The 25,454-nt window shown below is 59.8% G+C and carries 28 protein-coding genes and 1 pseudogene; 22 read left to right on the top strand and 7 right to left on the bottom strand.

Translation table 11 applies throughout. The annotated features are described in order from the left end of the window. The first annotated feature begins 84 nt into the window (after window positions 1-84). The 4 genes from N5A93_RS18605 to N5A93_RS18590 all read left to right on the top strand — a co-directional run bounded on the left by N5A93_RS18605 (window position 85) and on the right by N5A93_RS18590 (window position 3,816). The gene (locus tag N5A93_RS18605) at window positions 85-393 is read left to right on the top strand and encodes an IclR family transcriptional regulator domain-containing protein (protein ID WP_268956594.1); all 309 of its coding nucleotides are present in this window, start codon (window positions 85-87) and stop codon (window positions 391-393) included. An 84-nt stretch (window positions 394-477) separates the two neighbouring features. Continuing rightward, a complete protein-coding gene (locus N5A93_RS18600; RefSeq protein ID WP_268956593.1) occupies window positions 478-1,878 on the top strand; it encodes a selenium-binding protein SBP56-related protein in 1,401 nt (466 codons plus the stop codon). Then, complete coding sequence (locus tag N5A93_RS18595; RefSeq protein ID WP_268956592.1) at window positions 1,879-2,550, top strand: hypothetical protein; 672 nt, start codon at window positions 1,879-1,881, stop codon at window positions 2,548-2,550. Window positions 2,551-2,769: 219 nt separating this feature from the next. Further along, window positions 2,770-3,816: an alcohol dehydrogenase family protein gene (locus N5A93_RS18590; RefSeq protein ID WP_268956591.1), complete on the top strand. Its 1,047-nt coding sequence runs from the start codon at window positions 2,770-2,772 to the stop codon at window positions 3,814-3,816. A gap of 18 nt (window positions 3,817-3,834) precedes the next feature. On the opposite strand, the gene N5A93_RS18585 is transcribed toward N5A93_RS18590, so the two are convergent. Then, a complete protein-coding gene (locus N5A93_RS18585) occupies window positions 3,835-4,719 on the bottom strand; it encodes a LysR substrate-binding domain-containing protein (RefSeq protein WP_268956590.1) in 885 nt (294 codons plus the stop codon). A gap of 221 nt (window positions 4,720-4,940) precedes the next feature. Here N5A93_RS18585 and dctP point away from each other — a divergent pair, with 221 nt between their 5' ends. The 12 genes from dctP to N5A93_RS18525 all read left to right on the top strand — a co-directional run bounded on the left by dctP (window position 4,941) and on the right by N5A93_RS18525 (window position 15,083). Further along, window positions 4,941-5,930 carry a TRAP transporter substrate-binding protein DctP gene (dctP, locus tag N5A93_RS18580; RefSeq protein WP_268956589.1) on the top strand — a complete coding sequence of 330 codons (990 nt, stop codon included), beginning with the start codon at window positions 4,941-4,943 and terminating at the stop codon, window positions 5,928-5,930. A 74-nt stretch (window positions 5,931-6,004) separates the two neighbouring features. Then, window positions 6,005-6,508, top strand: coding sequence for a TRAP transporter small permease (locus N5A93_RS18575; RefSeq protein WP_268956588.1), 504 nt, complete (start codon window positions 6,005-6,007; stop codon window positions 6,506-6,508). Window positions 6,509-6,511: 3 nt separating this feature from the next. After that, window positions 6,512-7,813 carry a TRAP transporter large permease gene (locus tag N5A93_RS18570; RefSeq protein WP_268956587.1) on the top strand — a complete coding sequence of 434 codons (1,302 nt, stop codon included), beginning with the start codon at window positions 6,512-6,514 and terminating at the stop codon, window positions 7,811-7,813. Continuing rightward, the gene (locus tag N5A93_RS18565) at window positions 7,810-8,568 is read left to right on the top strand and encodes an alpha/beta fold hydrolase (protein WP_268956586.1); all 759 of its coding nucleotides are present in this window, start codon (window positions 7,810-7,812) and stop codon (window positions 8,566-8,568) included. Before N5A93_RS18570 ends, N5A93_RS18565 begins: the two co-directional genes overlap by 4 nt. Window positions 8,569-9,047: 479 nt before the next feature. Next, window positions 9,048-9,197 carry a hypothetical protein gene (locus tag N5A93_RS18560; RefSeq protein ID WP_268956585.1) on the top strand — a complete coding sequence of 50 codons (150 nt, stop codon included), beginning with the start codon at window positions 9,048-9,050 and terminating at the stop codon, window positions 9,195-9,197. 18 nt (window positions 9,198-9,215) lie between these two features. Continuing rightward, window positions 9,216-9,566 (top strand): efflux RND transporter periplasmic adaptor subunit, encoded by a 351-nt coding sequence (locus N5A93_RS18555; RefSeq protein ID WP_268956584.1) that lies wholly within the window; start codon window positions 9,216-9,218, stop codon window positions 9,564-9,566. A gap of 9 nt (window positions 9,567-9,575) precedes the next feature. Continuing rightward, complete coding sequence (locus N5A93_RS18550; protein WP_268956583.1) at window positions 9,576-9,995, top strand: efflux RND transporter permease subunit; 420 nt, start codon at window positions 9,576-9,578, stop codon at window positions 9,993-9,995. 331 nt (window positions 9,996-10,326) lie between these two features. Beyond that, window positions 10,327-10,821, top strand: a complete 495-nt coding sequence (locus N5A93_RS18545; RefSeq protein WP_268956582.1) for an Lrp/AsnC family transcriptional regulator — start codon at window positions 10,327-10,329, stop codon at window positions 10,819-10,821. 160 nt (window positions 10,822-10,981) lie between these two features. After that, entirely contained in the window at window positions 10,982-12,154 is a 1,173-nt protein-coding gene (locus tag N5A93_RS18540; RefSeq protein WP_268956581.1) for a glycine cleavage T C-terminal barrel domain-containing protein, read from the top strand. Window positions 12,155-12,171: 17 nt separating this feature from the next. Then, the gene (locus N5A93_RS18535; RefSeq protein WP_268956580.1) at window positions 12,172-12,621 is read left to right on the top strand and encodes an OsmC family protein; all 450 of its coding nucleotides are present in this window, start codon (window positions 12,172-12,174) and stop codon (window positions 12,619-12,621) included. Window positions 12,622-12,642: 21 nt separating this feature from the next. Beyond that, on the top strand, window positions 12,643-13,443 hold the full coding sequence (locus tag N5A93_RS18530) for an enoyl-CoA hydratase (RefSeq protein WP_268956579.1): 801 nt from the start codon (window positions 12,643-12,645) through the stop codon (window positions 13,441-13,443). A gap of 5 nt (window positions 13,444-13,448) precedes the next feature. Then, entirely contained in the window at window positions 13,449-15,083 is a 1,635-nt protein-coding gene (locus N5A93_RS18525) for an acyl-CoA synthetase (protein WP_268956578.1), read from the top strand. Between the two features lie 122 nt (window positions 15,084-15,205). Here the strand turns inward: N5A93_RS18525 and N5A93_RS18520 are convergent, their stop codons facing one another. Beyond that, the gene (locus N5A93_RS18520) at window positions 15,206-15,919 is read right to left on the bottom strand and encodes an anti-sigma factor family protein (protein ID WP_268956577.1); all 714 of its coding nucleotides are present in this window, start codon (window positions 15,917-15,919) and stop codon (window positions 15,206-15,208) included. Then, a complete protein-coding gene (locus N5A93_RS18515) occupies window positions 15,916-16,440 on the bottom strand; it encodes an RNA polymerase sigma factor (protein ID WP_268956576.1) in 525 nt (174 codons plus the stop codon). Before N5A93_RS18515 ends, N5A93_RS18520 begins: the two co-directional genes overlap by 4 nt. A gap of 196 nt (window positions 16,441-16,636) precedes the next feature. Between N5A93_RS18515 and N5A93_RS18510 the strand changes: the two genes are divergently transcribed. From N5A93_RS18510 to N5A93_RS18500, 3 genes and pseudogenes are all read left to right on the top strand, one after another. Continuing rightward, window positions 16,637-17,683, top strand: a complete 1,047-nt coding sequence (locus N5A93_RS18510; RefSeq protein WP_268956575.1) for a S8 family serine peptidase — start codon at window positions 16,637-16,639, stop codon at window positions 17,681-17,683. A gap of 183 nt (window positions 17,684-17,866) precedes the next feature. Then, on the top strand, window positions 17,867-19,420 hold the full coding sequence (locus N5A93_RS18505; RefSeq protein WP_268956574.1) for a PqqD family protein: 1,554 nt from the start codon (window positions 17,867-17,869) through the stop codon (window positions 19,418-19,420). A gap of 156 nt (window positions 19,421-19,576) precedes the next feature. After that, window positions 19,577-19,684: pseudogene (locus N5A93_RS18500) on the top strand (tyrosine-type recombinase/integrase); the annotation flags it as partial. A 373-nt stretch (window positions 19,685-20,057) separates the two neighbouring features. On the opposite strand, the gene N5A93_RS18495 reads toward N5A93_RS18500, so the two are convergent. After that, a complete protein-coding gene (locus N5A93_RS18495; protein ID WP_268956573.1) occupies window positions 20,058-20,285 on the bottom strand; it encodes a hypothetical protein in 228 nt (75 codons plus the stop codon). A 194-nt stretch (window positions 20,286-20,479) separates the two neighbouring features. Here N5A93_RS18495 and N5A93_RS18490 point away from each other — a divergent pair, with 194 nt between their 5' ends. Then, on the top strand, window positions 20,480-21,097 hold the full coding sequence (locus N5A93_RS18490) for a HEAT repeat domain-containing protein (protein WP_268956572.1): 618 nt from the start codon (window positions 20,480-20,482) through the stop codon (window positions 21,095-21,097). Window positions 21,098-21,110: 13 nt separating this feature from the next. On the opposite strand, the gene N5A93_RS18485 is transcribed toward N5A93_RS18490, so the two are convergent. Further along, on the bottom strand, window positions 21,111-22,040 hold the full coding sequence (locus N5A93_RS18485; protein WP_268956571.1) for a hypothetical protein: 930 nt from the start codon (window positions 22,038-22,040) through the stop codon (window positions 21,111-21,113). Between the two features lie 88 nt (window positions 22,041-22,128). Between N5A93_RS18485 and N5A93_RS18480 the strand changes: the two genes are divergently transcribed. Together N5A93_RS18480 and N5A93_RS18475 are read left to right on the top strand one after the other, a co-directional pair. Then, on the top strand, window positions 22,129-22,893 hold the full coding sequence (locus tag N5A93_RS18480) for a hypothetical protein (RefSeq protein ID WP_268956570.1): 765 nt from the start codon (window positions 22,129-22,131) through the stop codon (window positions 22,891-22,893). A 53-nt stretch (window positions 22,894-22,946) separates the two neighbouring features. Further along, complete coding sequence (locus N5A93_RS18475; RefSeq protein ID WP_268956569.1) at window positions 22,947-23,855, top strand: hypothetical protein; 909 nt, start codon at window positions 22,947-22,949, stop codon at window positions 23,853-23,855. 225 nt (window positions 23,856-24,080) lie between these two features. On the opposite strand, the gene N5A93_RS18470 is transcribed toward N5A93_RS18475, so the two are convergent. Together N5A93_RS18470 and N5A93_RS18465 are read right to left on the bottom strand one after the other, a co-directional pair. Next, on the bottom strand, window positions 24,081-24,896 hold the full coding sequence (locus tag N5A93_RS18470; RefSeq protein WP_268956568.1) for a DMT family transporter: 816 nt from the start codon (window positions 24,894-24,896) through the stop codon (window positions 24,081-24,083). 126 nt (window positions 24,897-25,022) lie between these two features. Beyond that, window positions 25,023-25,376: a transposase gene (locus tag N5A93_RS18465; RefSeq protein WP_268956567.1), complete on the bottom strand. Its 354-nt coding sequence runs from the start codon at window positions 25,374-25,376 to the stop codon at window positions 25,023-25,025. Between the last annotated feature and the right edge of the window lie 78 nt (window positions 25,377-25,454).

The raw sequence follows: 25,454 nt of genomic DNA, 5'->3' as shown, positions 1-25,454 counted from the left end.
GCCCCAACATGGCCATCGGCGGCATGACACCCGCCATGAAGCTGAAAACAGCCGCCTGAATTCTACGGCTGAACCCCATCAAAAATGGGGGGATTACCCAGCCTCAAGGTCTATACCGATCACACCAAGACCACCGACACGGAACTGCGCGCCGAATTCGCCCGCATTGCCGAGCGTGGCTTTGCCGACTGCGATCAGGAGATCGACGTTGGGATCGCCAGCGTCGCGGCGCCGGTTTCCATCGGCAATATCGGCGCGACCTTCAGTGTGGGCGCCGTTGGGCCGATCCGTCGCTTCGGGGCGGAGAGGCGGTCGGAAATGGGACGGCAACTGATCAATCTGGCCGACCGCATCAGCGGCGCCATCCAACTGTGCAATGTGGCTGAGGTTTGAGGAGGCCGGGACCACACCGCCAAGAAGAAGGAAGAAAGACGACGTTGGCCCCATGACGGGCCTTAAATCCAGGGAGGAAAATACATGACCTTAAGACCGGACCCGACGTTTCACGCCACGGCGCAGCTTGCCATGCAGGCGCCCGTGGAGAACTACGGCTTTACAGTGATGCTGAGCCCGGACGGCTCGCAACCCGATGGGATCGCCGTGGTCGATCTCAATCCGAAATCCGACACATACGGCACCATCGTCCACACGCTGTTGATGCCCTATACCGGCGACGAGTTTCATCACTTCGGCTGGAATGCCTGTTCCTCGTCCCTTTCGCCGCTGTCGGGTCATGCCTTTCTTGAACGGCGTTACCTGATCGTCCCGGGCATCCGGTCTTCGCGCATCTATGTCATCGATGTGAAAGACCCTCTGGATGCGAAGATCCACAAGATCATAGAACCTGAGGAAGTGTTCGCCAAAACCGGCTATTCGCGGCCCCATACCATCCATTGCGGGCCGGAAGGCATCTATGTCTCGACCCTTGGCGGGGGCGGCAAGGACGGCACCGACGGCCCCCCCGGCATCTTCATCATGGATTGCGAGACATTCGAGATCATCGGCCAGTATGAGATGGACCGGGGCAAGCAGGACAAGCACTACGATTTCTGGTGGAACCTGCCGCAGGATTACATGGTCAGCTCCGAATGGGGCCTGCCGCCGCAGTTCGAGAACGGCATCGTGGCCGAGGATCTGCTATCCAACAAATACGGCCACTCCATCCATTTCTGGGACCTTCGTAAGCGCAAGAACATCCAGACGATGGACTTTGGCGAGAACTACCAGATGGCATTGGAAATCCGCCCTGCGCATGATCCCAAGAAATCCTACGGCTTTTGCGGCGTGGTGGTGGACACCACCAACCTTCAAGGGGCGATCTTTACATGGTGGCGCGGCGAGGACGGAACCTGGCAGTCGAAAAAGACGATCACGATCGACCCGCGCCCGGAAAAGGCCGAGAACCTGCCGCCACTGTTACAGGGTTTCGAGGCGGTGCCGCCGCTGGTCACCGATATCGACCTCAGCCTCGACGACAAGTATCTTTACGTCGCCTGCTGGGGGCTGGGCGAGATGCATCAATACGACGTGTCGGACCCGATGAACCCGGTGCTTGCCGGCAAGGTTGAACTCGGCGGCATCGCGCGCGGCACCAAGCACCCGGGCGGCGGTGACTTCGCCTTCGGGCCGCAGATGGTCGAGATCAGCCGTGACGGCAAGCGTGTCTACTGGACCAACTCGCTTTACTCCACATGGGACGATCAGTTCTACCCGGGTCAGGAAGGCGGGCAGATGGTAATGGCCCATGTCGGCGAAAACGGGGGCCTGACGCTTGATCCGGATTTCTACGTTGATTTCCCGAAAGGGCACAGGGCGCACCAGATCCGGCTGGAGGGGGGCGATTGTTCCACCGACAGCTTCTGCTATCCCAACGTCTGAATGGAACTCGATGCAAGCACGATGACGGCTCTTTGGGGGGCCGTCATCCTTTCCGGGATCTATCACGGCGTAAATCCCGGCATGGGGTGGCCGCTGGCGGTGTCTGCCGGGTTGATGGCGGGTCGACCCAGGGCCTTGGCCAAGGCCATCGGCGCGCTGGCGGTCGGGCATCTGCTGGCCATGCTGGCGATCCTTCTGCCCTTCTCGATGATGACGGCTCTGATAAGCTGGCAGAAGGAAATCCGGATCGGTGCCGGTCTGCTGGTGATAGCCGCCGGGATGTATTTGCTGTTCAACCGCAGCCACCCGAGGTTCCTGTCGCGGGTCCGGCCCTCGAGGCTGGTGCTGTGGTCGTTTCTTGCGGCGATGGCCCACGGGGCCGGGCTGATGCTGGTGCCGATCTACCTTGGGATTTGCGGCGCCGAGGCAGGTGACGGAGGCCACGAAGCGGCGCGAGAGCTGATGGGGCAGAACATCGCCTCGGCCTTCTTCGTGGCTTTTGCGCATACTATCGCCATGTCGGTTGCCGGAGGTCTGATCGCAGCAGCGATCTACTTTTACTTCGGGCTGAAGTTTCTTTCACGGACGTGGTTCAATCTCGACATGGTGTGGGCATCGAGTCTGATCTTGGTCGGATTGTTCGGGATCTATGCAACGCTTCGAGGTCATTGACCGGGGTGAATGGATGCCGGCGAGGGTGGCGACCGCATGATCTGGTGGCCGCTTTGTTTGATCCGGTCCTTGAGGCCGGCCATTCGATGCGCCGACAACGAGGATTTGCGTCCGGGCACACGCTTGCGGGGACTGGGACGGAGACTGGACTCTTCTGTAGCGTAGAGTGAAGTCCATGTCGGAAATCGGATGTATCGAATGCAGCAATCGAAACCAACAATGAAGGCGGTCGTCACGAGGGGGCACGGAGGATACGAGAAACTCGAATTTCGAAGCGTTCCCTTGCCCGAACCCGGGCCGGGCGAGGTTCTGCTCAAGGTGCTGGCGGCCGGGGTCAACAATACGGAGATCAACACGCGGCTAGGTTGGTATTCGTCTTCTGTCCGAAAGGGAACCGAGGATACCGGAGAGGACGAGGATCGCGCCGATGGCGGATGGAATGCGACGACCCCGTTTCCGCTCATTCAAGGCACCGATTGTTGTGGGCGGATCGTCGCCGCAGGTTCGGATGGTGACGCTGCGCGCATCGGCGAGCGCGTCATCGTGCGCGCCTGCATGCGTGAGCACGGGTTCGACAGCATGAGAACCTTGTGGCTCGGCTCGGATTTCGACGGCGCTTTTGCGCAATATTTGAAGGTTCCGGAGCATGAGGCCTTCGCCGTTGATTGCGACTGGAGCGATGCCGAACTCGGTTCCATCCCCTGTGCCTATGGCACGGCCGAGAACATGATCGAGAGAGCGGGCGTCGGGAGCGGCATGCGTGTCCTGGTTCCGGGCGCGTCTGGCGGCGTTGGCTCTGCTGTGGTTCAACTTGCCAAGCGCCGCGGCGCGGAAGTCATCGGGATCACCAGCGCCGAGAAACGTGAAACGGTGCGTGACATTGGCGTGGACCGCGTCTTGACGCGGGCTGACGATCCGGTCGCGGCCCTTGACGAGGAAAGCGTGGATGTCGTCGTGGACAATGTGGCCGGGGCGGGCTTTGGCACGATGCTCAAGGTTCTGCGTCGTGGGGGCCGGTATGTTACCTCGGGTGCGATCGCGGGGCCGGTTGTCGAGCTCGACATGCGCGATCTCTATCTCAAGGATGTCAGCCTGATCGGCTGCACCGCCTGGGATGAGCCTGTATTTCCGAACCTGATCTCTTATATCGAGGCGGGTGAGATCAGGCCCTTCGTCGCGAAGACCTTTTCGCTTGACAGGATCGCCGAGGCGCAGGAGGCGTTCAGCGCAAAAGATCATGCCGGGAAGATCGTTCTTCTTCCATAAGGGCAGGGGGCATCTTTCTCAGAAGCGGTCCCAAATCATCCGGCCGACGTCATCCAGTCGCTCTGGTGAGCAGAATAGCGAAATCGTCATCGTCGCCGTCCATTCGCGGCCGCCCATGCGCACGAGTTCGCCTGTGGCCAGTTCCTCGCCGATAGAAAATTCAGGAAGCCAGGCGATACCTGCCCCCGAGAGGGTGCGCCGTTTCAGGGCCTCGGCCAGCGCATCCATGTAACGCAGGTTCAACGCGGTGCGCCTGTTGCCGATGGTCTGGTCCACCACCGTGCCAAGAAACGTATTGGGATCATAGCTCAGGTAAGGGACGCCGCGCCCCTCGGAGCCGGGCAGAGCCCAGCCATACCGCGCCGCGGCCGCGTGCTGGGCGACGGGGATCAGACGTTCCTCGCAAATGTCCTTTCGCACAAAGCGGGTTTCATCAAGGATCGGTGCGACATCCTGATGGCGGTAATACAACAGAAACTCGCACCCGCCCTCATTGAGCAACTGACAACACGCTGTCAGACTGTCGGAGATGACACGGGTCCGCACGTCGGGGTGCTGCCGTTCGAATTCCGCTATTTTCGTTTGCAGGAAGTTGACTGAAATCGCGTGCAAGGCGGCAAATCTCTGGAACGTCGCGTTGCCGCGCGCCTGTTCACGCAGCGCCTGGCGCGCGCCGGTCAGTTCCGAAACGGTCGCCTGCGCGACTGGCAGAAACTGATATCCGGCCTCGGACAGGCGCACCGGATAGCTGGCCCGGTCGATCAGCGGCACGCCGATCCAGGTCTCGAGCGATTTGATCCGCCGGCTGAAGGCCGACTGCGTTATATTACGTTCCTCGGCCGCGCGGGTGAAATTGAGCGTCCGCCCCAGGCAGATGAAATCTCTGAGCCAGTTGATATCCAAGCGCTTTCTCCTGCCAGACTGAATAGAATGCGTGGGAAAAGCTGATTATGCAATATCGGAATAGTTTGATGAGATGTTTGAATTGGCCAACGCGCCGTGGGCCGCCCTAACATTTCCTTGATTCCGTTTGTCCGACGATGCTGCGGCCTCCGGCAACGGAACCTTCAACCAACGACTTTGCCGCACGAACGGCATTGCGGCCAACCAACAAGGAGAACGACATGATACTTTCCTGGAAAGGTCTTGCGGGCACCACGGCACTGACCATGGCCACCGCGCTTTCGGCACAGGCCGAAACCACGATCCGCCTGTCCACATACGTCAACGAGGCCGATATCCGCTATGACGGGTTCGTCCATTTCGCTGATCTGGTGGCCGAGAAAACGGGCGGCAGCGTGGAGGTGCAGATATTCCCGTCCGCAACGCTGCACGGATGGTCCGAAGGTGTGGACGCCGTGCAAGGCGGCGTGTCCGACATGAGCTGGATTCCGGCCGATGATCGCCTGCCCTGCTACCGTGTGACGTCACTCTATCCGGTGGCGGTTGATCTGGAAGATCAGGTCGAACTGGATGCCGCCTATGCCGGGCTGGTCCAGGACGAGGCGGCCAGCGTCAATCTGGTCCCGGTGTTCAACTCGAACTATTCCTACGATCAGGAATGGTGGTTCGAGGACACCATTGCCGATCTGGGAGACCTGCAGGGCAAACAGGTTCGTTCGATCGGGCCGCTGGTCAGCCTGATGATCGAAACCTGGGGCGGTGCGCCGGTCTTCGTGGCCCCGAAAGAGGTGTTCCAGTCCGCAGAACGCGGGGTGGTCGACGGGATCAACATGGGCGTCGCCACTTATTCCAGCTGGAAGCTGTGGGATGTGATGCCCCACATGGTCAATGCCAATCTGTTCTACGGCAACATCCAGTACATGATGAACAAGGAAAAGTTCGACTCGATGACCGCCGACGAGCAGGCCGCCGTGATGGAGGCCGCCCGCGAGACCGAGGAATGGCTCAAGCCGCGCTATGAAGACTGGGTCGACCAGCGCGTCGGTAACGCCGTGATGAAGGGTGGCGGCGCGGCAGTGTCCGTCAGCCAGGACAAGCGTATGGAACTGATCGAGAGCGTTCAGGGCACCTGGAACGAGACTGTGGACGAAGCCTGCAGCCCGGAACTTGCAGGTCAGGTCCGCGATCTGTTCGCCAAGCACGCGCCTTGATCCGATCCGGCCGCCGGCCGGGCGAAGCCCCGGCCGGCGCCTTTCAGCACCATGATCCCCGAAAGGAGGCTGCCATGCAGATCGGACTGGACCTGCTGATCGACCGGGTCGAACGCGCCGTCGTCTGGCTGGCGGCGGCGGGAGCGGTGATTGTCCTCGTGCAGATGATCTGGATCACCTACGGGGTTTTCACCCGCTACGCCCTGAACGCACCTGACCGCATGGTGACCGAGGCGACCGCGCTTCTGTTGTTCCCTGTCGCCTTTGCGGGGCTGGCCTATGCGATGCGCGAAGACGCCTATCCCAAGGTGACCATGCTGACCGACATCCTCCCTGACGGGCTGCGCAAAGCTGCGGCGGTCCTCAATCTGTGCATCATGCTTGGCGTCGGGTTGTTCTTTTCCTTGGCCGCGGTCAGTGCGACCTTGCGCTCATACAGCTCCGGGGCATCGTCGGAAATCCTGCTCTGGCCCCGGTTCGCCTTCTGGGCACCCGGCGCCTTGGCGCTGGTGGTGTTTTCCGTTTACGCGGCGCTTCGGCTGATCCGGCTTCTGCGCACGCCCGCGGCGGAGGTCTGAGCCATGGAGTGGTATGAAGTCGGACTTGGCCTGCTGGGCTTGCTCATGCTCCTGATCGCCATTGGCCTGCCGATCCCCTTCGCGCTGGCCGCCGCCTCGCTCCCCTTCCTGTGGCAGATCCAAAGCTTTGGCACATCGGTCGTGTCGGCGGAACTGAAGCTCTGGGGCGTCTGGATCGACTATATTCTGCTTGCGGTGCCGCTCTTCGTTTTCCTGGGTGAACTGATCGGAAAATCCCGCATCGGTCCGAATCTCTATCAGTTCCTGCATCAGGGCGTGCGCCTGCGCGGCTCCGCCGCCTACGGCTCGATCGGGGCCTGTGCGGGTTTTGGCGCGGTCTGCGGGTCGTCGATGGTCGGCGCGCTCACGATCGGCGGCGTCGCCCTGCCCGAAATGCTGCGCCTCGGTTATGGCAAGAAGCTGTCCTCGGGCGTTCTGGCGGCGGGCGGCACGCTCAGCGTGCTGCTTCCGCCCAGCCTGATCCTGCTGTTTTACGGCATCGTGACCGACCAAAGCATCGGTGATCTGTTCATAGCGGGCGTGATCCCCGGCCTGATCCTGGTGACCGCCTTTTGCGTTGTCGTCGTCATCTGGGGCCTCATCTGTCCCGACGACATCCCCGACCGCGAGAGCACGGTGAAAATGGGGCTGGTGCACATTGCCGCCACCCTCGGACCGATCGCGATCATCGGCCTCGTGATCACGGTCGCCATCTATGCGGGCATCGCCACGCCGACCGAGGCCGCCGCCGTGGCTGCTCTTCTGACGGTCATACTGGCATTCGGGGTGGGTGGGCTGACATGGCAAGGGTTCAAGGAGGCGATGTTCGCTACCATGCGGACCATGGGCTATCTGGGTCTGCTGCTGTCGGCGGGCGTGCTGTTCGGGTTTGTCCTGACCTATTACCGCGTGCCGCACCAGTTTACCGAACTCTTCCTCAGTTTCGATCTTTCGCCTTATGTGGTGCTGTTGATCGTGCTGGTGTTCTACATCGTTCTGGGCATGTTCCTGGAGCCGGTCTCGATGACCTTCATCACGCTGCCCACGATCTACCCGCTGATGTTGGCGGCGGGGTTCGATCTGATCTGGTTCGGCGTGGTCTATACCATCACGATGGAGATTGCCGTACTCACGCCACCCGTGGGGCTGAATCTTTATGTCATACAAGGGATAGGCCGCGGCAAGGTCAGCATCGGCGACGTGATCGTCGGCTGCCTGCCATTCATCGCTGCTCTGGTGATGCTTGTCGTGATCCTCATCCTGTTACCGGAGACAGCGCTTTGGTTGCCCCAACAGATGCGTTGACGAGCAGGACCGGCCTGACCTATCGGCGCGCCGGGGCAGGCCAGCCTGTCGTGCTGGTACACGGGTATCTGGGCGGATCAGGCCAGTGGGACGCGGAAATCGCCCATTTCTCGGATCGCTTTGACGTGATCGCACCGGACCTTCCCGGGTTCGCCGGGGCTGCGCATCTGCCGCCCGCGAACCGCATCTCGACCTTCGCCGGCGCAGTCGGCGATCTGCTCGGCGATCTCGGACTCAGCGCCGTCAGGCTTCTGGGGCATTCGATGGGCGGGATGGTTGTGCAGGAACTTGCCGCCGCCAGGCCGGATCTGGTCGATAAACTGATCCTCTACGGAACGGGTCCGCTCGGGCTCATGCCGGACCGGTTCGAAACGCTGCAGATGTCACGGGACCGCATACGCGCGGACGGGGTCGCGCAGACAATCCGCCGCATTGGCGCCACGTGGTTTCGCGAGGGTCAACAGGCGACCGGCTTCGAGATTGTCGCGCAACTGGGTGCGCAAGCCAGCGAACAGGCCGCCTACGCGGGTCTGGACGCCATGAGCACCTGGGATGGGCGAAGTCAGCTTGTCCGGCTTGTCATGCCGACACTGGTGCTCTGGGGCGATGGTGACCAATCCTACCGCTGGCCGCAGGTCGAGTCCCTTTGGCGCGGCCTGCCGGAAGCCTCGCTTGCCGTGATCCCCGGAACAGCCCACGCTGCTCACCTGGAGAAACCGCGGCTCTTCCATGCGGTCCTCGAGGACTTTCTGTAGAGCGGTCCGGTTTGAATGCCGGATCTTGCCGAATATTGACGTGGTCCCGGTTCAGCCATCCGGCGACGCGGTCCGATCGCACAAAGTGCGTCTGCGTGACGTTGTGAGCAAGTGCCTTATGTCCTGCTTCTACCTATGAACAGATGAACGCGAGTGCTTAAAACGAGCATCATCAAACAGGTTGTGCTGTGGGTTGCGCTACTCTGCGCGGCAGGGGTGGCGTGGCCGTATCGGGCCGAATTGCAGTCGGCGGCCGGGTTTGCGAGCGCGGACCAGGCACATGAACAACACGGTGAGGCGCAGGCGTCGGGCGTTCCGGTGATCTCAGCCCAAGTGCGCACCATGAGAGATGATCTGAACTTTTCTGCCATCGGCACCGGTTTTGCCCGGCGCTCTGTCACATTGCGTGCACCGGCCAGCGGCGAGATAACCGATATTGCCATAACCCCGGGGGGCGGTTCGAAGCGGGCGATGTGCCGATGCAACTGCGCAACGCGGAAGAACCTCTTGCGCTGGCGCTGGCAGAGGCACGGTCGGAGCGGGCCACGGCGGAGCGGGATCGCTACCGCGCCTTGAAGGACACGGGCGCCGCCGCAACCCCGCGGTTCGAGGATGCCGAGACAGGCTAGGAGGTTGCGCGCATCGCCGTGGAGCAGGTTCGCCTCGGTCTTGACGATCGCACGCTGCGCGCACCTTTCGACGGCGTTTCGGGCTTGGCAAGCGTCGAGGAGGGGGATCGGATCGGCGCTGACGACCCGATCGCCCGCTATGATGACCGCAGCCGCATTCTCGTGGAGTTCGATTTGCCCGAGGCGCTGTTGAGCCGGGTCCGGACGAGCCTGGCGATCAGTGCGCAGACCCCGGCGGTGAACGGGCGTCGTTTTGGCGGCGAGATCGTGGCTATCGACAGCCGCGTAGAGGCCGCGACGCGCACGGCGCGGATGCGCGCCGCCATCGACAACAATGGCGATCTGCTGCGGCCGGGCGCGTCTTTGTAATTGCCCGATGTGGACCGGCCCATCGTGTCGGTGCGCGCCAGTTACCCAAGCGCTTCGCCTACCACGGTCGATGCCGAGGTCGCCGCGCTCGTCGAGGGCGCGGTGGCGCGGGTGGCAGGGGTCAAGGCCGTGCGCACCTCCTCGGAAGAGGGCAATTTCCGGATGCGGGTGGAGTTCAGCTCGGATCGCGATCTGGCCAACGCAGCCAATGACGTGCGCGAGGCGGTCAGCCGGGTCGAGACGCGGCTGCCCAACTGGGTCGAGGATCTGTTCGTCATGAAATCCGAAGAGGATGCCGATCCGATTGTCGCCGTCCGGAGCGATCCGCGTTCCATCGGCGAATTGAGCCGGTTGGTCGAGGATGCCATCGCCACCGAGTTCACCGCCGTCGATGGTGTCGCCGAGGTGGTGCTTCTCGGTGACCGGTAATGGATTGATCACGCCCACGCCCGCGCGCATGATTTTGGTGGCCGAGTATTTGGAAGGCATTAAGTCGCCGCAGCCGGCTCGTTATGTTCCCTGAAGGTTTATTCATGGCGAGATTATCCGCCGGTAAAGATCCCTTGGTGGCTTCAACAGCTCAAAGGACATGATGTGCTGGTCGATGCGTGCGCATCCGGTGACGCTGCGAGGCCCTGAGTTGTCGCAAAACAAACCCAAGATTCCGATCCGCAGCCTCATACTCACGCCAACAGGAGAGAAATGCTACTTGTTCGGCAATCAGTGAAGAAGTTTCTGATATCTTTTAGAATGGGCTGCGATGCGAGAACGGAATGGACTGGACGCGGCGGATATTCGAATTCTCAGCGCGGTTCAAAAACATGGCCAACTGAGCAAGTCGAAACTTGCCGAAATCGTGAATCTGTCCCCAACACCCTGTTTGGCGCGATTGACCCGTTTGCGCGCCGCCGGGTTTATCCGGGGGTATCATGCCGACATCGCGCTTGAGCGTGTGGTCGATGTGACTCGCGTGGTTGTGACGGTTTCACTGACGCACCATCGCAAAACCGATTTCGACCGGTTCGAGAACCACATCAAGACCGTCGACGAGATCACGACCTGTGTCGCGACGGGCGGTGGCATCGATTATGTGATGACGGTTGTGGCACCCAGCCTTTCCGCCTTCCAGGAACTGATGGACGACCTTTTGTCGGCGGATCTGGCCATAGACAGATACATGACGTACTTCGCCACACGCCTGATAAAGGCCGAGCAACCGAATCTCGCCAAGCTGTCGGCCCACAGGACCCGTTAGCTTATCGGGACCGATTGGTCCTCAAATCCGCGAATCCCGGCCCGATCAGTCCTGCCAGACCGGAATCATAAGACCCCGCGTTCTGCTCGGACAAGTTACGACATGCCTATCAGCAACGCCGCTGCGGGCATGGCCCCAGGCGCAAGACAGGGTGAACGATATGATGCAACCTCATGACTTTGGCTTTGGCACCCAAATCCGCAAATCTCCTTATTTCGACGCCACCGTACGCTGGGGCGCAAAGGGATTTTCGGTCTATAACCACATGTATATCCCGCGTGACTTTGGTGATCCGGAACAGAACTTCTGGAACCTCGTGAACGATGCGATCCTGTGCGATGTGGCTGTGGAACGGCAAGTCGAGATCACGGGGCCCGATGCCGCAAGGTTCGCCCAGATGCTGACCCCGCGGGACCTGTCGAACATGGCGGTAGGGCAATGCAAATATGTGCTGATCACCAATGCTGACGGCGGAATCCTCAACGATCCGATCATGCTGCGGCTTGGCGAAAACCACTTCTGGCTGTCTCTGGCCGACAGTGACATCCTGCTTTGGGCGCAAGGTGTCGCGGTCCATTCTGGCCTTGATGTCTCGATCAGTGAACCGGACGTTTCGCCGTTGCAACTGCAGGGGCCGAAATCAGGCGAGATCATGCGCGCCCTTTTCGGCGACGACATCATGGATCTGCGGTATTACTGGCTTCGCGAGCTGAGCCTGGACGGCATTCCGCTCATTGTTTCACGCACCGGTTGGTCCAGCGAGCTGGGGTATGAAATATACCTGCGCGACGGGGCCTGTGGCGACGCGCTCTGGGAACGTATCATGGCCGTGGGTATGCCGATGGGGCTCAAGCCCGGTCATACCTCGACCATTCGGCGCATCGAAGGGGGCATGCTTTCCTACCATGCAGATGCCGATATTCACACCAATCCCTATGAACTGGGGCTGGACCGGCTGGTGAACCTGGATACGCCCGCCGAGTTCATCGGCAAGTTCGCCTTGCAGCGCATCCGCGACAACGGGGTCTCGCGCAAGCAGGTGGGGCTGATCATTGACGGCGCGCCGCTGGCCGGCCCGAACACCGGGTTCTGGACGGTCAACAAGGACGGGGAATGCGCCGGCAAGGTCACGTCGGCGGTCTATTCGCCGCGACTGGAGAAGAATATCGCATTGGCCATGGTCGCGATCGACTGCGCCGACCTTGGAACGGAGCTGGAGGTCGTGACGCATTCCGGTGAGACCCGGGCCATGGTTGCCGAACGCCCGTTCTACGATCCGCGCAAGAAGCTGGCCGCCGCTCCCGCGCCGACGCCTCTGCAAGTCAACGCATAACGCATAAAGAGCCTGAAATGTCCGACCTCGCGATCGAGCTGCACTGGCAGCGCGCCGGATCTGCCTTGCAGACCGGCAAGTACTCCAACGCACACACCGTGCAATACAATCAAACGCATGAGGTCCAGGTGGACGCCGCCCCCGATTGGGGCGGCGATCCGGATCATACCAACCCCGAACAGGCGCTTGCCGCCGCTCTGTCCAGTTGCCACATGATGACCTTCCTTGCGCTGTGCGCCAAGGCGGGCTGGCCTGTCGCAAGTTATCACGATTATGCCGAAGCACATCTTGGAAAGAACGCTACGGGACAGATGTCGGTCACGCGGATCGATCTGAACCCCGTGGTGCGGTTCGACACTGGGTTCGCCGTGGATGCCGAAAAGCTGCAGGAAATGCAGCATCGTGCGCACCGCTATTGCTTTATCGCCAACACGCTGTCCGACACCGTGGAAATAAACGTTTTCTGAACGCCAGGAAGGGACCTGCCCATGACCAAGACCGATATCCTGCTGCGCGATTTGTCGGAGGACGGGATCCTGCGGCTGACCTTGAACGATGCGTCGCGGCGCAATGCGCTGTCAGAGGCCATGCTGGCCGAACTGGGGGCGGCTTTCGAGCAGGCCGGAGACGATCCGTCCGTCCGTGTCATTGTTTTGGCCGCAGAAGGCCCCGCATACTGCGCAGGTCACGATCTCAAGGAGTTGACCGCCGGGCGCGAGGCGGCGGATCGTGGCCACGCCTATTTCAGCAAGATCATGGCGCGATGTTCCGGGGTGATGCAGGCCATCGTGAACTGCCCCAAACCGGTCATTGCAGAGGTCACGGGCATCGCCACCGCGGCGGGCTGTCAGCTGGTCGCCAGCTGTGACCTGGCGCTTGCAGCGGATACGGCTGGTTTCAGCACGCCGGGAGTGCATATCGGGCTGTTCTGCTCAACGCCCATGGTGGCCCTGTCGCGCAACGTGAACAACAAGCATGCGATGGAAATGCTTCTGACCGGTGACATGACATCGGCCGCACGCGCCGCCGAGATCGGTTTGGTCAACCACGCCGTTGCGGCGGATGATCTGCGGGCCGCAACCACAGAGATGGCCCGCAAGATCGCGTCGAAGTCCAGCATGACCCTCGCCACCGGCAAGCGGGCATTCTATGCGCAACGCGAGTTGCCCCTGACCGAGGCCTATGACTATGCTTCGCGGGTCATGGTCGACAACATGCTTGCCCATGACGCCGAAGAAGGCATCGGTGCCTTCATCGAGAAACGCGCGCCACAGTGGCAGGACCAATAAGGATCATGACGCAGAACCCCTACAACACCGGGCTCGACCGGACACCGGCGAATTACCAGCCTCTGACCCCGCTCACGTTCCTTGAACGCGCGGCCAGCGTGTTTCCCGATCACATTGCGATCGTCCACGGGCCACTGCAGCGCAGCTATGCCGAATTCTATGCACGATCCCGGCAATTGGCCTCGGTTCTGGCGCATTGGGGCATAAAGCGCGGGGATACGGTTTCTGCGCTGTTGGCGAACACGCCTGCGATGCTGGAATGTCATTACGGCGTGCCGATGTCCGGCGCGGTTCTGCATTCGATCAATACCCGGCTGGACGCGGCGACCGTCGCCTTTCAACTGGATCACGCCTTGACGAAGGTGGTGATCGTCGACCGGGAATTCGCGCCGCTGATGCAGGAGGCCCTTGCGCTGACCAGCGCGCGGCCAACGATCATACAGTATCGGGATCCGGAATACGACGGGCCGGGCGGCATGGACAGCGCCGAAGATTATGAAGCGGTCCTCGCCTCGGGCGATCCGGAGTTTCCCTGGCTGATGCCCGAAGATGAATGGGACGCGATCTCGATCAACTATACCTCGGGCACCACAGGCGATCCGAAAGGCGTGGTGTCACACCACCGGGGCGCCTATCTTCTGGCGCAGGGCAACGCGCTGACCACCTCCATGGCAAAACACAGCGTCTACCTGTGGACCCTGCCGATGTTCCATTGCAACGGCTGGTGCTTTCCCTGGACGCTGTCCGCGATCATCGGCACCCATGTCTGTCTGCGTCAAGTCCGTGCCGAGCCGATCTGGCGCGCGCTGGCCGAGAACGGGGTGACCCATCTTTGCGGTGCGCCGATTGTCATGACGCTCATCCAGGCGGCACCCGAAGAGACGAAACGCCCGCTGGATCGGAGGGTCCAGTTCTTTACCGCCGCTGCTCCCCCGCCTGAAAAGCTTCTGGCCGAGATGAACCTTGCGGGCTTCGACGTGACCCATCTTTACGGCCTGACCGAAACCTACGGCCCTGCGGTTGTCAACGAGTGGCACAGCGATTGGTCCGCCCTGCCGGCGCCCGAGCAGGCGGCGTTGAAGGCGCGTCAGGGGGTTCGCTATCTTCCGCTTGAAAATCTTGAAGTGTTTGACCCGGAAACGATGCGATCCGTTCCGAGGGACGGTACGACGATCGGCGAGGTCATGTTCCGCGGCAATGTCGTGATGAAGGGATACTTCCGCAACCCGGAAGCCACGCAAAAGGCGCTGGCCGGCGGGTGGTTTCATTCCGGCGATCTGGCCGTGGTTCATCGTGACGGGTATATCCAGCTCAAGGACCGCTCCAAGGACATCATCATTTCTGGTGGTGAAAACATATCCTCCATCGAGGTCGAGGAGGCGCTTTATCGACATACTGCGGTTGCCGTTGCAGCGGTGGTGGCGATGCCGCATGAAAAATGGGGTGAAACACCCTGCGCCTTTGTCGAGCTGAACACGAACCATGCGGTGGATGAAAGCACCTTGCGAGAGTGGTGCCGTGATCATCTGGCGCCATATAAGGTGCCGGGAAGGGTCATCTTCGAGAAAATTCCGAGGACTTCGACCGGCAAGATCCAGAAGTTCGTTCTACGTGAACGCGCCTCTGAATTGGGGCATTAAACACCTCTTGCCCAAGGTCGGCACATCGAGAGGCTGCTCACCGCCCCTGCTCCCGGCGGCAACGAACGGCCCTGAGTAGAGGCTTGAAACGCTTGCAGCGAACGGGTGTGATGAAAATATGTTCAGCGCAGCGCCTGGAGCTCGGCTTGTAGATCGAGTGCAGGACCAGCGTCGATTGCGTGGAGATAAATGTCGACCATTTCTGTTGCCGCTTCGGATGCGGGTGTGAACGCGGTGTCGTGGCTATCTGAAACACTTAGCGCCACACGCCAGTCCGAGCCCGTGCGACAGGCGAGGAAGCGCCCGTTCGTGCCCTTCGTGGGATCAACCGCAATGAGACGACACAACCCCTGTTCGGTTTCGAAGCTGCCAAGGACGCGCGCCGTGCCGAACCCGCTTATTTCATAGGACTGTCCGGTCGCGATATCCGATACTGCGCGCGCGATCGCATTTGGACCGGGTGTTGGCGTAGGCCCGGTGACCCCCTTCATTCCCCAACCAAGCCCGATGCCAACCGCCAATGATGCGGCCAGTGCCAGCGGCCAGGCGACCCTTTGTTGGAACGACACGACGGTGGCCGCCTCCCCAACTTCCGGCCCGACGGGCTCGACCGGGGTCGTCATGGCGGCGGCTATCAGGTGGTTGGGCATGTCGCCTTGTTGGAACGCCGCACGCAATGCGTCGGCCGTTCTTGAAAAGACCGCATATCGTTCGGCAAGCGCAGCATCACGCTCGATCCGCGCTGCCAGTGAGACAGCCTGTTCAGAGTCAAGTTCGCCATCGGCAAGGGCCATCAGCATTTCGTCACTCACGTTTTCGGGGATATGATCGTTCATCGCGCTTCTCCTCGTTTGCGCGCGGTCTGCCTTGTCATGCCCAACTCCTCGGCCAAGGCGGTTCGGGCGCGGGCCAGTCGGCTCATGACGGTGCCGTGTGGAATAGCCAGCGCCTCTGCTGCCTCGCGGTATCGCATTCCTTCCACGCAAACCAACATCAGTACGACACGTTGATCCTCAGGGAGTTGATCCATCGCCGCGCACACACGGCCCAACTCAATGCGTGCCTCAGTGACCCGACGCCCGTCCTCGCCGATCAACGGTCGCGACGCATCTGTCTCGTCGATGGTCACAACCGGCCGTGCAGCCCTGCGAGTGTCGATCCAAGTGTTGCGCATGATCCGGAACAGCCAACTGTCCAGCCGGGTGCCGGGAGTGAAGCTCGATAGATTGCAAAGCCCTTTTTCCACAGTCTGTTGGACCAGATCATCTGCTTGATCCCAGCTTAGCGCCAGGGACCGCGCGAATGCTCGAAGACGGGGAAGCAACTCGATGATCTGTTGTCTGACATGGTCCGTCACACTGTCTTGTCCTTGTCGGGCAAAGCCGGGTTCAATCCTGTTTTCTAGAGGAGAACGATACCGATGGAGAATTATTCCAAATGAAAACCAAGTTTCTGTGTTCCTCAGTGGATCAAGTAAGCGCCTGCCTCGTTGTGTTAGAACGAACCCGCGCGCCCGTCCCGAAGTCTGCCTCCTCCTTACCGCCGGCGTTTCGGTGACACCGGCGCGCGATGCCGGATATACGACCCTTGCCGAAGCGCCGAACGCGACGCTCAGGGGAACAATCTACCGGATCGAGCCCCCTTCCGGCCAGTCGATCGCGGACAGTCTTGTCGATTTGGCGGGTTTGCTACCCGACGCCTTGGCAGATGAGAACCATCTCTACACGCCCGACGAATTTTTATGCGACGACGATGGCTGCGCCGCGCACGAGATGATTGGCTGGTCCGGTTGGCCCAGCATCTATGCCCCGCGCATCGGGATGATCGATACCGGCATCAACACTGATCATCCCGCACTCGCACGCCAGGATCTACAGGTACATCAAGCCGATCTTGGGGGGCGCACGGCAGCGGGACGCAAGCATGGTACGGCAATAGCGGCGATGTTGATCGGGCGTCTTGAATACCGCGTGCCAGGGCTCGTGCCCAATGCATCGCTTGTGGCCGTCGAGGCTTTCCATCGTGGGTATTATGGTGAGCAGGCGGATGTATTTTCGCTCGCTGAGGCGATGGATATTCTGCTCAAAGCTGATCTGAACGTCATCAACATGAGCTTTTCGGGCCCTCGCAACGTTGTGCTGGAAGAAATGGTCAAGCGCAGCGTCGAGATGGGTGTGGCGGTGGTCGCCGCCGCTGTCAATGACGGACCGGGGGCCGAGCCTGCTTACCCGGCCGCTTTTGAACCAGTGCTGGCGGTTACGGCCATTGATCACAATGAACGCGCCTACCGTCAGGCGAACCGGGGCCCGTACATCAACTTCGCCGCTCCCGGCGTTCGTATCTGGGCGGCCGCGTCAATTTCCGGTGGCCGCCTTATGTCCGGCACTTCCTATGCCGCGCCCTTCGTCACAGCGTCATTGGCGGTACAGCGCTTGCGTGCCCCAACTGTCACTTTGGAACAGATTGTTCTGGAGATGAGCCGCTGTGCCAAAGATTTGGGAGAGGCGGGGCACGATCCGATCTTCGGGCACGGGTTGGTCGCCGCGCCTGGGCAATGTTTCGCGGCTGAGGCAGAGTTTTTTCCTGCCTCAGGGGAATAAAACAGGTGACCAGGCGTTTTACTTACATGGCTATCGCGAGTGGCCGGCAGAAAATGCAGAGGAGAGAATTGATGGCTGACGATCAGAATACGGATATATCCCGCCGTCGCATGCTAACGCGCCTGGGACTGGCGACCGGTGCCGCTTATGTTGCCCCGGTCATGATGCATTTGAGCGCTGCACATGCCTCGGGCGGCGGCTCTGGTGGCGGCGGTGCCGGTGGCTCAGGTGGGGGTGGTGGCCGTGGTGGCTCCGGCGGTGGCCGTGGCGGATCGGGTGGTGGCCGTGGTGGCTCCGGCGGTGGCCGAGGTGGCTCTGGCGGTGGACGTGGCGGATCGGGTCCCTCGGGTGGTGGCCGCGGCGGATCGGGCGGTTTTGGCGGACGCCGGGGGTCTGGTTCGTCCGGCGGCGGACAACGGTCGGGTCGTGGCACTGAGTTTGGCCGAGCGGTGCGCGGTGCACTCCGGGATCTGGGTCTCAGGAACTGAAATGGCCAGGGTCGAGCACAGGCGGCAAGAAGCCGGGGCGCGCAAAATGCGCGCTCCGGACGGGTGCATGATCAGATTGAGCTTTGCCGATCTGAAGCATGAGGTGCAGTTGATCGATTGTGGCTCACTGCAAAATGCCCTTTCTACAGTCATGCCGAATTGGGGCATTGAGGTTAAAGCCGATGAGGCCCCCATCGGCAGTTCGGTCACGGTCATTCAAGGAAAACGCAAGTCAGCCTTCGATTTCCAATCGTGGTGGGGCGAGAGCTCTTTGACCGACCTTGGCATCGCAGGAGCGACATGTGGCGCTGTAGCCGATGCGACGCAAGCCTATCTAGATGCAAGGCCGGGCACTTTCGGTCTGCATTGTGGGGCGGTCCGGATCGGTGAGTATCTCTTGGCCTTCACCCGCACCTATCGCGCGGGAAAATCAACGCTCGTTACGCGGCTTGCGGTCGAACCGGGATGCGCGCTGTTCTGTGACGATATCCTCCCGATCGCGGCGGACCGAATGGCGATGGCGCTTGGGGTTCAGCCGCGCTTGCGTTTACCATTGCCCAGTGGTGTCTCACCAGCATTTCGTGACCATGTGGCACGCAACTTGTCGGTCCGCGACCATCGCTATGCCTTCATCTCGGATCCGCAACAAGCGGCGTTCGGCACTTGGGGGCGTTTGGCCGCAATGATCATCCTGTGTAGGCAGGACGGGGCGCGGGCACGGTTCCATGAACTCGAGACAAGCGAGGCGGCTGCGTATCTCATCCGGCAGAACATCGCGGACCCGGGAGATCCCGAGGCGCATTACGACCGCATCGACAGCTTGGTTCAGGGGCTGACATGCCTCACGCTTGTTTACTCCGATCTTGAGGACGCCGTGGCACTTGTCCGGGATACGTTTGATGCAATGACCAATCCCCAGTTGCCGGACCCCTTGGGCCCAGCCATACCATTGATCGATCCCGATGAGGCAGCGGAACCTGCTGATATGACGAAGGTTTTCGCCCAAGCTGGCGATGTTGTGACGCGTCGAATCGGGTCGGACCTGTTTCTTTGGCAAATGCAGGAACGCAATTTCTTCAGTCTCAACCCGGTTGGTGGCGCGGTTTGGGCTCTCATAGAAGATCCTCAATCGGGAACCAGTCTCGTATCAACGTTGCATGACGCTTTCCCAAACACGCCCGCAAAACAGATCGAACACGACATCGCAAAGCTGTTGGGTCAGATGCAGGCGCGAGGCCTTGTCATTTAATGATGCGAGTAACCTTATCCAGAAGGCGGGACACGCAAAATTCGCCTAACGCCTACATCGTCATGATGCTCCCTTGCGGCTTCCCCAGAGCAGACGCATTTGATCCACCAGCTAATGCCTGCTCTTCGTCCTTTGTTCAGGGCGTTGAGAGCAGCCCATACACTCCGCCACAGCTTCGCGACCCATTTGCTGGAAGCCAACACTGACGTGCGCGTTATCCGGGTGCTGCTTGGCCATACCAAGCTGACGACGACAGCGCGGTATGAATGGCTACGGTTCCGCGTGGATGAAAGTTCAGTGGCAGGTTATCTGATGAACGCCGGCCTCAACCTGTCAGATATTATCGGCCACATGGGCTGGTCGCTACGGCATGCAGCCAACGTGATTGAGCACTATGCACATGTTTCCCCTGCCGAAACGGACAGTGCTCTGGTCAAGTTGGCGCAGGCAAAAAAGAGCAGAGCGTGAGCAAAACTGTAAACACTCCTGTAAACGGCATGGGCCGCGCAGTTTCTTTGATTCGCTAAGGTGTTGAAAGTAAATGGAGGCGAGTACCGGAATCGAACCGGTGTACACGGATTTGCAATCCCTCGAGATTACCTGAAAACAAAGGAAAATTCTGTAAACAATCCTGAAATCAGGCATGGAAAATCAAGTGCTTACGGGAAGGATGTAAACCGTTTTTCCGGGTCGATTCCTCAAACACCAGTTTTGAACAGTTCCACGGCTTGCATGGCTTGTGCGCCCCTGAAGGAGACGATTCACATCCCGCAGCGATAGCAATAACCGAACATATATCGCCATCGACAAGCGATTGATCTTCGGGCAGGTTCTGAGAATGCCCGAAATGGTCGCGTTCGGTCATTTGAGCGGGGCAGGGTCAGCTGCCTGCTTCAAGTCGGTTCCTCCGACATTGTTTCCTGCTGAGCGTTGAACACGATCTGGTTGCTTAGTCGGCGCTTCAACCTTTTGCGGGTGTGGCCATGCAAGCCTTGCCTCGGGCGGGCGCAGTAGGTCAAACTGGACGGAATTCGAACTGACTTTGAAAGGGCTATTCTTATGAAAGCTTCATTTCTTCCGGTTTGTTTCATCCTGGCTTTCCTGCAGCCTGTTTTGGCGCAAACCCTGTCCATCGATGAGCTGAAGGCGCAGATCGACCAGAAAGTATCCAGCCAAGACGAGTTCCGGGAACTGCTGAACGATCCCGATCCTGCGCGAAGCATCGCGGCGATGGAATTGATGATGGCATCTGGAGATCCCACTCTAGAACGAATGGCCCGCGAGTTCGGTGTGTTTAGCAGTGACCCTGTGGTTCGCCGTTTGGCAATTGAAGCATGGTTGAAATCCAATCCGGTACTGAACATTACCTATGACGGATCTGTAACGGAAAGCGCGTATTTTAAGAATTTCTTTCAGAATACCAACGGTTCAGTCAACGAAGACAAACAGGGTTTCACGAGTTTCCCGGTGAACGGCTATGATGAGGCTCAGGATTGTTACTTGTTTGTCGGCAACAAGAATGATTGTGCGATGCGCATCACAGATGTTGGCCCGTCGATAGCAATCTCAAAGTTCTGGGCGCCGCTTCAGCTCGGGGATGATGGTTACTTGCGAGGGCAGGTGAATATTTATCGTGTCGACGAACCGATACCTATCGCAATTCCGGTTACCGACTAGAAGCCGGCACGCATCATTCAAAGACGATCTTTCGTATTCCGACAGGCCCTTCGGCCGTCGCACTGTAGATACTCACGACGATACGCCGCGCGCGAGTGCCTATCGCGCGTGGCCCGGTGTCAAGAATTCCGTCTGCCCCCATCTGACCCGACCAAAACGTCCGCAGGCGTCCATTGCTTGATCCGGCCACGGAAATGCGCACGCGCAGGGGCATCGCGTATTCGGCTTCAGGATCGGCGCGCATCGTGATCCGGGAAAGATCGGCGGCCGAATTGCCCGGGACCCGGAACTTCAATTCGACGACACCTCCGGGCGAGAAGACAAAATCGCCTTCGTCACGCAGCAGGTTCTCAGGACCTGTGCTGGCATCCAGCGGCAGAACACCTGGCTCTTCCAGAATGACTTCAAAGCCGCTGGATTGACGAACGGGTTGTGGTTCGGCTTCGCGCGCAAAGACCGCACCGCGATCACCAAGCCATCGGTTCAAGTTCATCACGATTTCCTCGATCCGTATGAACCGTACATGGCTCGAGGAATCCGACTGGACAGCCATTCCGACGGGACGATCGTTCTGAAAGAGGAATGCGCCGCTCATGCCCTCAGGGATCGACCCTTGTTCGACTTCGGTCTCGATGAAAAGATACCTGATATCGGCAACACGCACGCGCAGCCTTGCCACCTCTCCTTTCGGCAGCAGATACTCTAGGTCGGCGCTGCGCCTCGCGGGGCTGACGCCACGAAGATTCTCAAGTCGCTCGGAACATCGCGCGGCCAATTCACCGCGGGCGACGGCTACGGCAAGATCCAAGCCGTCCCAGAATGGCAGGTACGCGTCGGCCGTTCCGGCAACCACGGGCGCGGCTGTGCTCAGACGAATTGTCGGGAACATTCCACGGACATGCCGTGGCATCGCCACGTAGCATGCGCCCGCGTATTGGAACATGAAGCCATGTCCAACCTCACCCTCGCCGTTCTCGATAGCGACTGTCTGCGCATTTGCCCCTAGATCGCAAAAGGCGATTAGGGCTAACATGGTCGCTATAAAGCTTCGGATTGCTGTCATGCACAAACCATTTCGATTGTCTGCTGTACTTTTCGTGCTTCTGTCCCCTTCCGCAGGCGCGCAGCAGATCGACGAGTCGATCTTCGTAAATCAAGCCACGAATTTCAATGTTTCCGTCCGCCAGACCGCAGAGATCTCGGGAGCTCGCGTACTTGGGGTCGTCCACGCACGGCGTTCCGATAGTCAGCACCCTGAACTCTACGCGTATGTGCCGGAGGGCTGGCAAGGGGCATTTTGCGCCCGGCTGGTCACAGCCGATGGTTTCCTGGAGGCGACCGGCACATACGATACGCGCGGCAGTACCGGTCGGATTCATCGACTTGAGCTAGGCTCGGACAGAGACGGAGGTGCGGCCTGGATCGACCGTCTGCGCGACCTTCCCACTGAGTCTGTCGCGATACGTGTTCGCGCGGCAGCATGTGATGCGCCTGCGGGTCATGATACAATTGCCTTCTGGAACGTCCCGCCTGACGCAACCGGCGACGAACCGGCAACGCTGCTGTTCAATTCATTGCGCGCGAGCGATGTCATCCTCTATCAGGGCGACGCGGCAAAACCAGTCAAATGCACGATGATCCGCGAAGGCCTGCGCAAGGCATTCGACGCGGTATGTCCGATTGACGGGGCGGCGCTATCATCAGATGGACCGATGGAGATCAAGCTTTTTGCGCTGCGCAATGGCGATGTCGATCCTCCTGTGACCATCACACTTCATGGCCTGCCGGCGCAGTGATCAGTCGCATGCGCATATACAGATTGCGGCGCCTTACAGGATTGGCCGGGGCCGTGCTGACGCCAGTCACCGTGATCTTCGTGATTGCCGCTGTCGCAATCGCGGCTAGAAGTGCTCACACCATCGTTCTCGAGGCGAGGACAACGTCACTCAGCATCTCTTTCTCAGCTGGAGAAAACCATTGGCGTGTCGAGGGACCGGTAGACCTTTGCCTGTTCGACGCTGCCATGTCTGAACCGCAGAGATTGGACGCGCCTTGCGGCCCGCCGCTCTTTCAGCACGCTAAGCTTGCAGGCTTTGAAATTCAGTGGCCTGAGAACGCGACGATCAGGATGTCTGCCGATCACTCGGGCGAACTGCGTATGATGCTGGATAGCGCACCGACCCGATTTGAAGGCCTTGACGGAAAACGGTATCTGCTGAAGCCAGGCAGCTTTCTGAGGATGGATCCAGATACGGCGCGCGACGCAGGGCTGTTTGCATTTCTCGGAACCGCGTCGCTGGGTCGTCCGGCAGGGCCGAACGAGACGAATTTCATTTATGACGGCAATTACGAGATACGGTTGCCAGTGAACCGGTGGTTCCTCTTCGGTCCGGAGCGTGACGTCACAATCAAAACGGGTGCTCTGGTCCGAGGGCATACAGCAGCCATTATGAAGCCGGGCTCGGATGGATTCGACCTCGCCGAAGGTTTTGGCCATGTGGCACTTGACCGTCGGGAGACCGGGGATTTCGCGCTTTCGGCTGTATTCGTGTCGGTCAAGGACTCAACTCATCTCGAAATCCGCCAGTGGGGCAGGCGCGGGCCGGTGGTGATCCGACCCAGCTGGATTGATGTTACACTGAACAGCCCGTTCATACTGGGCTTTCTCGCCATCGCAGCACTTGCATTGTCGGGCGCCCAAGTCTTCTACGATGCGCTGGAGGCGCTGACCGACCCAGGCGATAAAGACAGTCCCTGAGCGCTACGAAAACGAAGTGCTGCCAAGGATTGATGGCGCGCTCGCATGTCGTCTTGTGACTGAATACGCGCAGCGCACCTATGTCTATGGTCTGTTCAAGGCAATCATTGGCGGGCGCACAACAGATGACCGCCTAGCAAAAGCGCCCGTCCACAAGTCGCCTTGGGGAAGCGAAACCGGCCACCTTGCCGATAATTGCATGTCTTGGAATTTCTGGAAGGGATTTTACTCCGGCGCTTCGCGGGCTGAAGATTTGCGGAATATGGCGATTGCGATCGATGCGACGATCAAGAACAGAGCGAGCGCTTTTTGCCATGTCATCGGGTCACCCAACAAAATGACCGCTGACAACACCCCGACAACGGGAGCAAGGAGCGTCGATATTGCAGCAACCGTTGCTGAGAGGTGCCCCAGGAGCGTGGTCCACATCATGTAGCACGCGACCATTGGTCCAAGGATATGGAACATCAGGACCCAGACCGTGGGCGAGCTGGGTGGGACCAGCTCTTGGGGAGGCTCGAAGACGAACACGAAGGGCCAGGTCAGCGATGCGGAGATGACGAAGAACCAGGCGGCACGGACCAGAGGGGATAATGTCCACTCATGCGCCTGCATGAGAACGTTGCCTATTGACCATGAAAAGGCTGCAAGGAGCATGAACACCGGCCCGAGCGGCGCGGACTTGATGGCCGCCACATCGGCGGCAGACAGAACACCGAGTCCGACCAACCCTACGCAGATGGCAAGAATGCGCCGCTTGTCTAGCGTGTCACCGAGAACAAAGGCTGACAGTACAGCCGTCATCGCAGGCATGGTGTAGGCAATGATTGCCGCATTGGACGCCTGAGTAAACAACTGGCCGAAAGCGGTGAACAAATTGAACCCGAATAGCAGAAACACGGCTGTGACGATCAGGGCGAAGGCCTCACCCTTGGCCGGACGCAAACGAAAGCCAAGAGCGCGTGACATCGCCATCAACACGATAGCCGCGCAGGTAAAACTGAACGCACGCAATGACAAAGGCGGGATTTCCAGAAGCAAGAATTTGACGGCGGGTCAGTTAAGCCCCCAAAACAGGCCGATCAAAACGACCATGAGTATGGTCGCTGGAGCTGTTTGTTTCTGCATGGCCCGGCTGTCAGTTTATCTGATTAAAGCGTCCCGCCTTTAACCTGCGACATATCCGGCAGCAGTGAAGTAATTCCAGCATTCTTCGGGTGAGTAGAGGTCGCAGATATCGGCGATTGCATTGAACATGTCGGTGAAGGTGTGTGCGCCTATCCGGCGCAGGTGTGCTTTGAGCTTTGAGAGCGCCATTTCGATGGGATTGAGGTCGGGGCTGTAAGGCGGCAAGAAAAGGAACCAGCATCCTGCCCTGCGCATCGCCTTTTCCGCTTCGACGTTTTTGTGCGTGGCGAGATTGTCCAGAATGACCACGGTTCCGGGTGATAGTTCCGGCACCAGAACCTTTTCAACATAAGCGGCGAAGGCCGCGCCATCCTGTCTGACGTCAGCACCCATGGGACAGATTTGATGTTTTCGTAACGGAGGATTTCTGGTTCATCGCAGCCATCAAGGAGCGAAGATGAACAAGAAATC

It is taken from the genome of Roseovarius salincola (assembly GCF_026891095.1).
Lineage (GTDB): Bacteria > Pseudomonadota > Alphaproteobacteria > Rhodobacterales > Rhodobacteraceae > Roseovarius > Roseovarius salincola.
The sequence above is the reverse complement of the archived record's forward strand: the minus strand, read 5'-3'. Positions and strand labels throughout refer to the sequence as shown.

Coding starts and splice junctions, on each gene's coding strand:
- N5A93_RS18605 (WP_268956594.1), top strand. CDS start 85: ATGGGGGGATTACCCAGCCTCAAGGTCTATACCGATCACACCAAGACC.
- N5A93_RS18600 (WP_268956593.1), top strand. CDS start 478: ATGACCTTAAGACCGGACCCGACGTTTCACGCCACGGCGCAGCTTGCC.
- N5A93_RS18595 (WP_268956592.1), top strand. CDS start 1,879: ATGGAACTCGATGCAAGCACGATGACGGCTCTTTGGGGGGCCGTCATC.
- N5A93_RS18590 (WP_268956591.1), top strand. CDS start 2,770: ATGAAGGCGGTCGTCACGAGGGGGCACGGAGGATACGAGAAACTCGAA.
- dctP (WP_268956589.1), top strand. CDS start 4,941: ATGATACTTTCCTGGAAAGGTCTTGCGGGCACCACGGCACTGACCATG.
- N5A93_RS18575 (WP_268956588.1), top strand. CDS start 6,005: ATGCAGATCGGACTGGACCTGCTGATCGACCGGGTCGAACGCGCCGTC.
- N5A93_RS18570 (WP_268956587.1), top strand. CDS start 6,512: ATGGAGTGGTATGAAGTCGGACTTGGCCTGCTGGGCTTGCTCATGCTC.
- N5A93_RS18560 (WP_268956585.1), top strand. CDS start 9,048: ATGCAACTGCGCAACGCGGAAGAACCTCTTGCGCTGGCGCTGGCAGAG.
- N5A93_RS18545 (WP_268956582.1), top strand. CDS start 10,327: ATGCGAGAACGGAATGGACTGGACGCGGCGGATATTCGAATTCTCAGC.
- N5A93_RS18540 (WP_268956581.1), top strand. CDS start 10,982: ATGATGCAACCTCATGACTTTGGCTTTGGCACCCAAATCCGCAAATCT.
- N5A93_RS18535 (WP_268956580.1), top strand. CDS start 12,172: ATGTCCGACCTCGCGATCGAGCTGCACTGGCAGCGCGCCGGATCTGCC.
- N5A93_RS18530 (WP_268956579.1), top strand. CDS start 12,643: ATGACCAAGACCGATATCCTGCTGCGCGATTTGTCGGAGGACGGGATC.
- N5A93_RS18525 (WP_268956578.1), top strand. CDS start 13,449: ATGACGCAGAACCCCTACAACACCGGGCTCGACCGGACACCGGCGAAT.
- N5A93_RS18520 (WP_268956577.1), bottom strand. CDS start 15,919: ATGAACGATCATATCCCCGAAAACGTGAGTGACGAAATGCTGATGGCC.
- N5A93_RS18505 (WP_268956574.1), top strand. CDS start 17,867: ATGCCTCGGGCGGCGGCTCTGGTGGCGGCGGTGCCGGTGGCTCAGGTG.
- N5A93_RS18495 (WP_268956573.1), bottom strand. CDS start 20,285: ATGACCGAACGCGACCATTTCGGGCATTCTCAGAACCTGCCCGAAGAT.
- N5A93_RS18490 (WP_268956572.1), top strand. CDS start 20,480: ATGAAAGCTTCATTTCTTCCGGTTTGTTTCATCCTGGCTTTCCTGCAG.
- N5A93_RS18485 (WP_268956571.1), bottom strand. CDS start 22,040: ATGTTCCAATACGCGGGCGCATGCTACGTGGCGATGCCACGGCATGTC.
- N5A93_RS18480 (WP_268956570.1), top strand. CDS start 22,129: ATGGTCGCTATAAAGCTTCGGATTGCTGTCATGCACAAACCATTTCGA.
- N5A93_RS18465 (WP_268956567.1), bottom strand. CDS start 25,376: ATGGGTGCTGACGTCAGACAGGATGGCGCGGCCTTCGCCGCTTATGTT.